At 44.0% G+C, this 11,719-nt stretch carries 12 protein-coding genes and 1 pseudogene; 1 reads left to right on the top strand and 12 read right to left on the bottom strand.

Going from position 1 to position 11,719, the window contains the following annotated elements; translation table 11 throughout:
• Positions 1–61 precede the first annotated feature (61 nt).
• Positions 62–1,126 (top strand): tyrosine-type recombinase/integrase, encoded by a 1,065-nt coding sequence (locus tag DXA97_RS06955; RefSeq protein WP_118719104.1) that lies wholly within the window; start codon positions 62–64, stop codon positions 1,124–1,126.
• Positions 1,127–1,427: 301 nt separating this feature from the next.
• Here DXA97_RS06955 and DXA97_RS06950 read toward each other — a convergent pair whose 3' ends face one another.
• The 12 genes and pseudogenes from DXA97_RS06950 to DXA97_RS06890 form a co-directional block, all read right to left on the bottom strand.
• Positions 1,428–2,537 (bottom strand): RNA-guided endonuclease TnpB family protein, encoded by a 1,110-nt coding sequence (locus DXA97_RS06950; protein WP_347561491.1) that lies wholly within the window; start codon positions 2,535–2,537, stop codon positions 1,428–1,430.
• Positions 2,509–2,949, bottom strand: a complete 441-nt coding sequence (tnpA, locus tag DXA97_RS06945) for an IS200/IS605 family transposase (protein ID WP_118719100.1) — start codon at positions 2,947–2,949, stop codon at positions 2,509–2,511. Before tnpA ends, DXA97_RS06950 begins: the two co-directional genes overlap by 29 nt.
• Before the next feature lie 356 nt (positions 2,950–3,305).
• Entirely contained in the window at positions 3,306–4,280 is a 975-nt protein-coding gene (locus DXA97_RS06935; RefSeq protein ID WP_118562936.1) for a 3'-5' exonuclease, read from the bottom strand.
• Positions 4,277–4,759, bottom strand: coding sequence for a YaiI/YqxD family protein (locus DXA97_RS06930; protein WP_118585038.1), 483 nt, complete (start codon positions 4,757–4,759; stop codon positions 4,277–4,279). The genes DXA97_RS06935 and DXA97_RS06930 overlap by 4 nt, the downstream gene beginning before the upstream one ends.
• 430 nt (positions 4,760–5,189) lie before the next feature.
• Positions 5,190–6,323, bottom strand: a complete 1,134-nt coding sequence (locus tag DXA97_RS06925) for a type II toxin-antitoxin system HipA family toxin (RefSeq protein WP_118719096.1) — start codon at positions 6,321–6,323, stop codon at positions 5,190–5,192.
• On the bottom strand, positions 6,310–6,588 hold the full coding sequence (locus DXA97_RS06920; RefSeq protein ID WP_118542867.1) for a helix-turn-helix domain-containing protein: 279 nt from the start codon (positions 6,586–6,588) through the stop codon (positions 6,310–6,312). The genes DXA97_RS06925 and DXA97_RS06920 overlap by 14 nt, the downstream gene beginning before the upstream one ends.
• Positions 6,589–6,737: 149 nt before the next feature.
• Positions 6,738–7,067, bottom strand: coding sequence for a hypothetical protein (locus DXA97_RS06915; protein WP_118542932.1), 330 nt, complete (start codon positions 7,065–7,067; stop codon positions 6,738–6,740).
• Positions 7,068–7,101: 34 nt separating this feature from the next.
• A complete protein-coding gene (locus tag DXA97_RS06910; RefSeq protein WP_118562939.1) occupies positions 7,102–7,431 on the bottom strand; it encodes a hypothetical protein in 330 nt (109 codons plus the stop codon).
• A 124-nt stretch (positions 7,432–7,555) separates the two neighbouring features.
• Positions 7,556–9,176 (bottom strand): annotated as a pseudogene (locus DXA97_RS06905) (recombinase family protein).
• A gap of 107 nt (positions 9,177–9,283) precedes the next feature.
• Complete coding sequence (locus DXA97_RS06900) at positions 9,284–9,469, bottom strand: hypothetical protein (protein ID WP_004614956.1); 186 nt, start codon at positions 9,467–9,469, stop codon at positions 9,284–9,286.
• A 270-nt stretch (positions 9,470–9,739) separates the two neighbouring features.
• Positions 9,740–11,080: a virulence-associated E family protein gene (locus DXA97_RS06895; protein ID WP_118655702.1), complete on the bottom strand. Its 1,341-nt coding sequence runs from the start codon at positions 11,078–11,080 to the stop codon at positions 9,740–9,742.
• Complete coding sequence (locus DXA97_RS06890) at positions 10,965–11,705, bottom strand: CHC2 zinc finger domain-containing protein (RefSeq protein WP_118719094.1); 741 nt, start codon at positions 11,703–11,705, stop codon at positions 10,965–10,967. The genes DXA97_RS06895 and DXA97_RS06890 overlap by 116 nt, the downstream gene beginning before the upstream one ends.
• Positions 11,706–11,719 lie beyond the last annotated feature (14 nt).

Raw genomic sequence — 11,719 nt, 5'->3', positions numbered from 1 at the left:
ACGCACGTTCGCTATATAATCGAACTATCCAATAAAACGGAAAGCGTATGAATGGAGTAATATGATGAATACAGTCGGTTCCACTACTGTTGATATAAAAAAAACCTTATTGCACTATATAAAAGCAGAATTTAAAGAAAAAGATCTCGATATGCTGAAGTCCTTACTTGGCAGCATTTATGCAGAATTAACGAATACACCAGATATTCTGCCCCACTTAGAAAGCCCGAATTTTGCAGCTGATCCTCTGGATTGCTGTGACAGAACAAATTCTGATACCATTACTGACACGCCCTCTTTCTCTCCAGATAATTTGAAACCTTATCAGGATTTTTTAATAGCAAATGAGCGGTCCAAGAATACAATTAGCAAATACATTTCTGATGTAACTGGCTTCATAACTTTTTTATCCGGTGCAGAAATTTCGAAAGAACAATGCCTAGATTATAAAAAATATCTATTAAAACAAAACTATGCCGTTTCCACGGTAAATTCAAAATTGTGTTCCATTCATTCTTTTTTGACCTTTTTGGATCGCGCTGATTGTTTTGTTCAATTAGAAAAAGTTCAAAAGAAAGAATTAAAAGCTACCTATGCTATTCTTACCCCGGAAGATTACCATAAACTCCTGGAAGAAAGCAGTCGCCCTCAAAAAAGAAAGGTTAACCTTATGATCCGCGCCTTCGGACAAACTGGTATCCGTGTTTCAGAATTGCAGTTTATTACCGTTGAATCCATACAGCAACAGGAAATCACAATTAGAAATAAGAATAAAAACAGAAAAGTTCCTTTAATCCGGGAACTTCAGGAAATGCTTAATGATTATGTCATTGAAAAAAACATCCCATCTGGCCCTATTTTCACTGATAAAAATAAAAAACCATTGGAACGGCAAAATATTTATAATATGCTCCAGACCATTGCTGCCAATGCTGGCATTGATAAAAGGAAGGCACATCCCCATGCACTTCGCCACTTTTTCGCCAAATCCTTTTATGACAAGACGCATGATTTGGTCATGCTCTCAAATATTTTAGGACATTCCGATATCAACACCACAAAAAACTATGTTACCGGTACGTTCGAAGAATTATGCAACGAAATGGAAGAAATAGGTATCTTATAATTTCCAAATCCGCCATTTGCATTAAGGGCAGCTCCGAGATATAGCTGCTCTCCGCATAATCTATCCCCAATATTTCATATTTTTCTGCACCATATAATTCACTATTCAATTTTGGGAAAAATGATACCCTACTACATAGATCAGGTATCATTTTCCTCAGTGACATGCTCCCACCACTTAGCTAACGCTTGAAGTGGGGGCTTCTCGTTCGATTGCCCGATAGGGCAAAGCATAAGCGAGCTATCCCCGTGTGTCCCACGGTTTTATCAGAATGATATTGTTGGAATTTTTGCTGCAAAGATCAGAAAATTTTCTTTTCTATATCAAGCATCATTCCGGATATTCGAATCCCTTCTCTGCATATATTGATTGCTGCGTTTTCGTCCCGATCCATTCGATTTCCGCATACACACTCATAAATGCGATCGCTCAGCTGCAAATCTTCTTTTACCTTTCCACAGCAGCTGCATGTTTTGGAACTGGGATACCAGCGATCAATGCGGATCAGTTTCTTACCTGCACGTTCCATTTTATATGTCAGAAAATCAGTAAACATTCCCCAGCTATTGTCATGAACACTCTTTCCCAAATGCATATCCTGGCTCATCTCTTTCATATTCAGATTTTCGATGCACACGATATCGTAGGAATTGGCTATCTTCTTTGATTCTTTATGCAAAAAATCCTTTCGCTGGTGTGCGATACGGGTATGAATTCGTGCCACTTTCTTCTTTTGTTTTTTATAACGGTTGCTCCCCTGTTCACAGCGGCTCAGTCTACGCTGCTCCCTTGCCAGCTTCTGCCGGGCTTTTTGAAAAAAATGAGGATATGCTGCATGATTTCCATTGGAATCTACATACAACTCCTTCATGGAAAAATCAAGACCAATTGCGGTTTCTGCTTTCCTGGTTTCATGCACCGGTTCCTCGCAGGAATATAACAGAGCAACGTAATATCGTTCATCTGCTTCCTGACTAATTGTTGCACCTTTCAGCTGGTAACATTCATCAATCTTCCGATGTTGTCTGATTCGGACCCAGCCAGCTTTTGGAAGTTTCAGTTTTCCATTTTGTAAGACGATGTTTCCATTCACATAATTGGTTGTATAACTTTTCACAGATTTCTTTTTTGATTTGAATTTCGGAAACCCAACTGAGGCATCACGAAAGAAATTTTTGTATGCAGTCTGCAAATGCAGCTGCGCATTACACAGTGCCAGACTGTCTACTTCCTTTAACCATGGAAACTCCGATTTATACCTGGCTGGTGTCAAGCTTAAGTTCTTCCCGGTTTTCTCATAATGCGCTTTTTTCTCAGCAAGCATCCGGTTATAAACAAGACGAACGCAGCCAAACGTTTTTGCAAATAATTCCCTTTGTGCTTTATTCGGATAAATCCGAAAACGGTACACGGTGTTCACTTTTACCCTCTCCCTGTGTTTCAATGTACTGACGGATGACCTCAATTGGGGCACCGCCAGCACTCAGCAGACAAAAACTCTGGCTCCAGAATGTTTCTTTCCAGAGCTTTTGCCGGACTTCCGGATACTCCTTTTTAATCAGGCGGCTGCTTGCGCTTTTATATGCATTGATGAACTTGCTCAGTTCTGATTTGAGATGAGCACGGAACATGATATGCACATGGTCCTGATCATGATTCCATTCTTCCAGAGTAATGTGATAGTTCGGAGCAATATGCTCAAATATTTCTCTCGCCCGATTTGAAATCGGATCATTCAAAACCTTTTTTCGGTATTTTATAACCAGAATCAAATGGTAATATAATAAAAATACCGAGTGTGCATTGCTATCCAATTTTCTCATAATAATCAGCCTTCCCTATTATCTCGACTGATTATATTGTACCATATATTTTTCTATATGTCCATGTTTTATCGAACGTAAGTTCTCTTTATCCGCGCAGCTATGTGCAATATAGAATCATGCCAGTTATTGCAATATCAGAAATCAAAAGCAGGCAATTCATCCCACCCCCTAAAGAGGATGGGGGAATTCTTGCAGTGTTTAGTCAAAAGTCCAGTAATCCGCTTGATTTTATTGCACATTTTGAATGACCAAACCCCAAATTTTTCACCCATCTTGGATAGCAGAAAAATTTGGGGTTGTTTCCGATATAAATGAGGTATCATTTTCACACTGTAAGTAAGGTATCATTTTGCCTAAATCTGTTCTCCTTTCACCGTCTGATATGGAGCAGTCAATTCATCTAATATTTCTTTTTCCCGCTTAATTCTATTCCTAATATACAGTGTAGCTCTTGCGTCTTCCAAGGAATCATGCGCTTTATAGTTATACCCAAAATGTGCGGCGGCCGCTTCTAACGTCTGCCATCGTCGGGTTCCGTAGCGCTTATCATAATTCCCACAAATTTCGGCAAAATCATACATCACATCTTCTAATTCGGTATTCGTACCTGGTTCAATACCTACAAAAAATAAAAATCCGAGATCGAAATCACAATTATACGCGATCCATGTTTTCCCTGATGCAAAAACGCCCTTTATCTTCCCTATCAGTTCTCTGATGGTCTTACATTTTCTTACCCTCTCTGGTGTAATACCATTCACCCGTTCCGCGTCTGGCCATGACCTGATCAGCTCTGGTCGGACATACTCATTAAGAAGTAAATCCCCGTTTCCATCAACCGCACTGATCTGTAAAATTTCATTATCGTTACTGTTCAACCCCGTAGTCTCCAGATCAAACACAACAATTCCAGATGGATTATCACATGGTTCTGGGGCTACTTTCAGTGCATACTCTCGCAATTCCCAGAAGTATGTATAAATTTTTAAATGATCGGCCTCTCTTTCCCGGATCCATTTTTCTCTGCACGCGCTGCCGCAAAACTGCCCCAGCAGGGATTTGCTTCCTACAGATCGCATGGCCCAATATGGCGATTTGTAATTATATGTTTCTTCCAACTTTTTACAGCCGCCAATTTCTTCAAAATTTTTCTGTTCATCTATATTAGAAAAATACTTGCACTCCGCATGCTCATCCAAAAAAGCCTGTAATTCCTGCTGATCATTGCCCTCGTAACTTAATGCCTCATTTAAAATCAGTATTGGTGCTCCACACTGATCGCAGATGCCATGATTCCAATAATAATAAAGCTGATATTTCTCATTCACGCGTTCTGCCCTCTCTCTGTATCTTCCGAACAGTTTTTCATAGCCATTAATACCATTTTTTCCACAGACTGAAAAAATCTTTCATCATCTGCATCAGTGCGCTTTCTCGGCCCCTTTATATGATTTTTATGGCTGCTCCGCCGCGCTTTTTTGTTCAAGTGCCGTTCCATCAGCATCTGGTCAATATTTTCATTTGTATACCACTTGCCTGACTGATGAATTGCATAAGCCCCTTTGCCAAGAGCCATAGCTGCTACTCCATAATCCTGCGATACCACGATATCTCCTTTATGACAAATGCTGATCAGCTTATAATCTACGGCATCCGTGCCGGCTCCAACAACCACTACCTCACTATAATCAGAATACAATACATGGTTTGTATCGCATAGCAGCGTTACCGCCACCCTATATTTTTTCGCAACTGCTTCCACAATGGAAACCACCGGACAAGCATCTGCATCAACAAAAATCTGCATAGTACCACCCTTTATCTTGTTTAGTATATGGATTATACCACAAGTATATCATACACACGAAAAATAGGTATAACCCGGCACTCAATAACAAATAAATGTTGCTGACTTCTCAGCCTGACCAATAACTGATTTCCTTGCGAAAAAGCAAGTCGGTGACAGTTCATGAGATCAGCAACAACAACGTCCAAATCGTCTGGCCGTTGACGTGGCAGAATCCATTAAACTACACCATCCTGCTCCCAGCTATCTGCGCGATGATTCCGAACAGGAGAAAAATACAATTGCCGCCATTTGATGGCGGCAATGCAGCTTTAAAATTATTTACAAATTATAGATATTTTACAATTTCATCAAGATTTATTATGAAATGGCCATATGGGGTGAAAAATATTTGTGATACTTCCTTAAGTTGCAATTGTACTCCATTTTTCTAAGAAAGATACTGTCCCAGCATCTGGTTCACACAATCCTTGATCTGGTTCATAATTCTCCTGCATTCCGCTCTCGCCATCCCAGCGGCAATGCCAACTGCCAGAATCTCCTTTTCTCCTGGATTGCGCCCATTTCCATCCACTGTGGTTGTATGTTCTCCGTAATAGGTATTGCTGTAAGTGAGATCGTATGCAGGACTCAACCGCCAGCAATCCTCTGCCTCATGGTATAGATACGTAAAATTTTTAGAATGATCATCTCGGTTATGAGCGAACACATTAAAGCACATCCTGCGGAACATATTGTTCACATCTTCTGGATGATCCCTGGTTAAAATTTTCGTCAGCTTCATCAAACTGTGGTAATCCAGACTTGGCTGTTCGAAATCTAATTCCAAAAGAGCAGCGGCGGTTAACATATGGATTCGTTTTTGACTGCCATTATCCATCATTCTGTCAAATCGTTTTGTTCCAAAATACCCTTCGCATTTGTCTGATGGAAATAATCTGGCCTTACTCATGGCAATACCACATTGTCTGGCACAGCAGGAATAATCATATTCCATCTTTCCAGCATTTCTTCCATCTACATGGGCCGGAAATTTAATGATCCACTCTTCCCCCTCAATAGTTGTCATAATTTTGGGTCTGGCTCCACCGCTGGTACCTCCCAGGCGATATAGCTCATCCAGTTTATCAGAATACTCTGTATTCAACAGCTTCTGACATTGCTCCGCAAGTTCATCCAGATTACTATGGCCCTGTTTTTCCTGCATTTCCTTTTCTGGATAATAGGTAAGCGCCCCCATTCCTGATTTTCCAACGATAGCCAGCCGCTCCAAAGCTGTAAGTTTATCCGGATTTTGTCCATGGGCGCGCAGTAGTCGCTTCAACAATAATCTTCCCCAGTTGTCTGGTAAACTGTCCGCAAATACTCCAAAAAGTCCATCAAAATAGTCTTTGTTTGGAACAAAAACCTGCCTTTTCAGTGGAAGAGAAAATGGACTGATCGGGAATCCATGTTCAAGCCATTCTTCGCTATATTGAAATGCCGCTTTATGGTCTGCAGTCATCGCCAGCGTTCCAACGAGCCTTTCATCGTAGAGAACCTGCAATGCATTATTTGGTTTCATTAATAACCTCCTGAATATTCTTATATGGCACCTGTGTAAAAATACTCCTAAGCTCATCTGCAATATCCAAGGCCATAGCAATCTTGGTCAGTGAGATCAGGGAGATCTGTCCGGTAGCTTCAAATCTTTTGATAGAGCCATAGCTTACACCACTCATAGAGGATAATTTTTCCTGGGAAATGGAACGCCGTTTTCGGATGTTTCTTACCCTTTGTGCCAGCTTCTGATCCAATTCTTCCGCTGTTTCCCATATCAGTTGTTCCATTCGTTTTCACCGCCTTTATTTACAAATAATATATTATCCAAAATAGCTTAATTTATACTATTTTAGATAATATCTTAACTACTTTTATTTTAGCATTTTTATTTTTAAATAACAACAGATTATACAGAATAAAATTGAACGAGCAAAAACTATTGTTCTCTATACTTTCTTTCAATACACAAACTGTAAACCACCATGATTACTATTGTTTCTATCATTACTCCCAATACTGACAGTAAAATAAATGGAGAATTCTGTCCTGAAAGCAGCGGTAATCCCAATGCAATCAATATTGCTCCATAAATAACAAACAGCTTACCAACCGCATGATTGTAGCCCATTATATCATTTACAGATATAGATTTTATGTTTGCCCAAAAGTCAGCCACTTTTCCTGAAAGATATGCTCTTATTCCAAGACTAATGATAATAACGCCAACCATCGCCCATATAACAAACCCTATCATATTCCCAGTCATAATATTTCTCCCAATAACATCCAATTTTTCGAGTTTATGAACCGATAGAGCCTTCATTTTCCCCCTCTGGAAGCACCTGCAGCGCATCCTGCACAGTACTGAACACACGCTCGTCCAGCCAGCCGCCCTGTCTTCTGTTCTGGGCTGCTGAGATGACCGGATACTGCCAGATGGTCTTTTGATGGGTATAATTTAGCCAGGAATCAATCCACCAGTCACTTTCCTTTGCCTTGATTTCATAGGCCACGTATCCGCGACAGTTTTCCCCACTCCGCGGCAAGGAAAATTCCGCGAAAATGCTGGCATTCTGTTGACTTCCGTAAAAGAAAGCATTCATGCCGGTATCGTAATTTTCGTCCTGCAAGATTTTATAATCTGCGGTGTAAGAAGTTCCATCCTTATCGTAAAGGACCTGACCGGTAAGTTTACCCTGGGAGGTCCAGCCCCGTTTCCCTTAATTAAAGATATTGTTGGGTAAAAAAGAAAGGTCAGTCGATTTTGCCGATGAAGCGGTAGTAGATTTCTACTTCCTGCTCACGACTTCCGTCCTCGCCCTTGACAGCTTCGTGGACGGTTACTTTTTCAATTAGAGTGTTCAGAAGTTCGGCGGTCAGCTCCACAGGGTTGACATACTGTTTCATTAGGGCAATCCACTTTTCAGCATCCGCTGCGGTCTGTACGGCGGCTTCCATCATTTCGTGAAGCTGTCTTATTTTTGTTTCAAGCTCCTTTTGCTCGTTCTGGTACTTCTCGGACAGCATATTGAAGTTATACTCGGTTATGCGTCCGGCAGACCAGTCCTCATACATTTTAGCAAACAGCCCGTCAACCTCGGCTTTACGCTTCTCTGCCTTTTTCAGCTCCGCAGCCTGCTTTTTCTTCGCAGAGTTTCTTTCCCTGTCGCTGGCATTGAGTAGCCGTTTCAGCAGCTTGTCCTCGTCTTTCTGTACCATCATAGACCAGTATTGCAGTCTTGCAAGCACATAGGCATACAGTACATCATAGCGGATATAGTGCATGGAACACTGGCGTAATCCCTGTCCGTTCTTGCTGCAATGGTAGTACCCGTATGGGTTTTTGTTCTGCTTGTTTTCCCCATAGGCTAAAGACCATCCGCAGTCTGCACATTTTATCAATCCTGCGAAAATCTGTGTCGTACCGTTTCTGCGTTTCCTGCGTCTGCTTGCAATCAGCTCTTGAACTTTTTGGAACACTTCTTCGGAAATGATGGCTTCGTGGGTATTTTCCACACGATACCATTCTTCCTGCGGCTTCCGCACCTTTTTCTTGTTCTTGAATGAAATGTTGCTCTGCTTGTTGTGAACGCTGTGACCGATGTAGGTTTCCTCTTTCAAAATGCTCTTGACCTGTGCAATCGTCCACGCATAGGCTTTTTCTGCGGGCGCACCGGCGTAGATATTGGCGAAAGTCCGTATCTTTCATAGTTCAGCCAGCCGGGGTAGGTACTTTTTCCTCCACCAGAATCCGTGTAATGCTGGCGGCTCCACGCCCGTGTACAGCAAGGTCAAAAATCTTCTCTACAATCCAGCGTGTTTCCGGGTCGATCAGAAGATGACCTTTTTTGTCCGGGTCTTTTACATAGCCCAGCGGTGCATAGGCTCCATAGTGTGCGCCATTGGCAAATCTTGTGTGCATGGCAGCCTTGACCTTTTTGCTGGTCTGTCGGGCGTGCATTTCATTCAGGATGTTTAAGAACGGTGCAAGCTCGCTTTCTCCGTTGATGGTGTCCACATTGTCATTGATGGCAATGTAGCGTACTCCCTTGCTGGGGAAATAGATTTCCGTGTACTGACCGGTCAGGATATAGTTTCTTCCCAGACGGGATAAGTCCTTTGTGACAACGCAGTTGATTTTCCCGTCTTCGATGTCATCAATCATCCTTTGGAAACTTGGACGCTCGAAATTTGTCCCGCTCCATCCGTCGTCAATGTACTCGTCTACAACGGTCAGCCCATGCTCTGCGGCATACTGTCTTAGCATCATGCGCTGGGTCTGGATACTGCCGCTTTCCCCCTGTAATTCATCGTCACGGCTCAATCTCAAATATAGTGCAGTGTTATAAATCGTTGTATTGTATGGTTGTTTCACGGTTAAAAATCCTCCTTCTAAAAGAAACAACCCACGCTTATACAATACTCGCTGGTACAAGTATATCATAAGCGTGGGCTGATTGACAGTCGTTATTCCGTATTTTTTCAGGAAGCGGCGGCAGCGTGCTGGATCACATCTTCCAGTAGGCTGTCAAGCGGCTTCCCATCCTGTGCGAAATGCTCCGATACCTTGATACGGACTTTCCCCATGACAAAATACTGGGTGCCGTCTTTTTCGGTAAGCAGGGTGCCGCTGTTTTTGTTATTGCTCTCGTTTTTGTTTTTTGCCATAGGCAGTTACCTCCATAAATGAAATATGCCCGACAAGGGAATGTCAGGCAGGTGTACAGCCGCAGACTGTCTCCATGTCAACCGAACCGTGTCAACCGGCAGAAAAGACTTTGAAAACAATCCATAGGCGCTCTATGATTACTTTTTACTTTTTCTTTAATTTCTTGGTTGACATGGTTGACAAAGGGGAGAAATGCCCCAAATATCAGGCTTTTCCCCGTCAACCGGCTGTCAACCGAAGCGTCAACCAAACTGTCAACCGGTGGCTTTTCAGAATGGCAGTTCCATTTGCCGGGCTTCTTCTTCCGTGATTTCCTGAAAACCGTCCCCCTCCGGCGGGGCTTGGTTGACACGCTCCCACCCTTTTTGAGAACCGTATTTCTTATACCGCTTTGGGCTTTTGTAGGCTGCCCAGCCCTGTATGATGCCGCCCGCAATGCCGGTATTCATAATCTCGCAGATTGCCCGTGTCTCCCAGTCTGCCGGGGAATTTAAGTTCCCCAATGCTTCCTCATAAAGCTGCTTGGAGCATACCCTGTCGCCGGTGTAGTCCTCCAAATAGGCGTAGATCATGCCAGCCTGTGTGTCCTCCTGCATGAAGTCCTGCTGATGGGCGTTCAGGTATCGGTTCATTTCCATGCTGAATGACAGCTTATACTTCCCACTGCGGTAAACCGTCATGGCTTCCGCCCACATCTGTTCGATATACGCCCTCGCCGCCGCTTCATCGTCCAGTATGTGAACCTCCGCCCGTTCCGGGTACACCGTCACAGGGAGAAAGCGCCGGTTGCCGGTGCGGTCACGGGGTAAAAAGTCCTGCCGGTTGGTCGTCCCTCCAAATACACATTGCCGCAGCCGGTCTGCCGGATGTGTCTCATACGGCACTTTGTAGGTTTCTTTCTGGCGGCTTAAGAATGACTTGATTTCCTCAATACTCTTGGCGTTGGCTGTGGCGATCATCTCCGACATCTCGATAATCCAATGCCCTTGCAGCTTGCGGTACACATTTTCATCGTCCAGCTTCTTCAAATCGTCTGAAAACCATTCGTCCCTGCCTGCCAGCAGCCGGAAAAAGGTAGATTTCCCGGCTCCCTGACCACCAACCAGACAGAGCATGACCTCAAACTTGCTCCCCGGTCTGAATACCCGCCGGATGGCTCCCATCAGGAACAGTTTCAAGGCTTCATAAGTGTATTCGTCCGTATCGGCTCCCAGAAAGTGATGCAGGGCGTAACGGATGCGCTCTGTGCCGTCCCATTGCAGGTTGTTCAGGTAATCCCTGACCGGATGGTAGCGGTTTTCATTGGCAACAATCTTGATGGCGCTCTGCACCTTTTTCTCGCTGGTAAGCCCGTAATTTTCTTCCAGATACAAAAGCAGGTAGTTCATGTCCATGTCGGTCAGCGTGGTACTGGTGCGCTCCCAGCCCAGCGGCTTCACAATGTCAATCTGCTCCGTCAAAAGGTTCAGACGCAGTGCCCCACGAAACAGCGGGTCACGCTGGAACACCGTCAGGCAGTTTCGGATGCTGTTCTTCACGCCGCCTTTCTGCGTCCCCTCTAACGTCTCCCGGATTTCTTCCGGTGTCTGCGCCGGTTCCATTGTGTCCATCGTCCTTTTGACCGCTTCCTGCGTTTCCGGCGGCAAGCTCTGAAATTCGCTGTTCAAGCCGCAACACCTCCTTTCCCTGTGCGGCGATCAATGTCGCTTTTTCTTCTATTTCTCCGTATAACAAAATATCCAAAAGGTATTCTGTGTAGCTTATCCTCTGCAACGCTTCCACAAAAAGAGGATGCCAGATGGCATCCTGCGGCTGTGGGGCGTGTGCTGTTTTCCAATGCTCCAGCAGGCGCAGATAATCGCATAGCACCCGGAAACAATACCGTTCCGTTTCCTGAAATCTCTGCTCCGCTGATTTTTGTCGGGGCTGTGACCTGTTGTGACGCTTCCTATCTGGCGGCGCATTGCCGGATTTCTCATAGGAAACGCCGAAGTCCTCCGCAAGCCTGACCGCAGCTTCCCGTTTCCCCAATCCATGCAGCAAAGCGGCAAAGTCGATCACATCCCCGGAAGCCCCGCAGCCGAAGCAGTAAAAGCGGCTGTCCACTTTCATGCTGGGCGTGCGGTCATTGTGGAATGGACAGCAGACCATGCCGTTTCTTCCCACCCGGATTCCATAGAATGAAGCAGCCTGCCGGGTGGTAACAGACTGTTTCACCGCTTCAAATACATTCAAATACTCCCTCCATA

Origin of the sequence: Clostridium sp. OF09-36 (genome assembly GCF_003481985.1) — a bacterium.
GTDB lineage: Bacteria > Bacillota > Clostridia > Lachnospirales > Lachnospiraceae > Brotaphodocola.
Note: the sequence above shows the minus strand (reverse complement) of the source record. Positions and strands in the feature narration are given on the sequence as shown.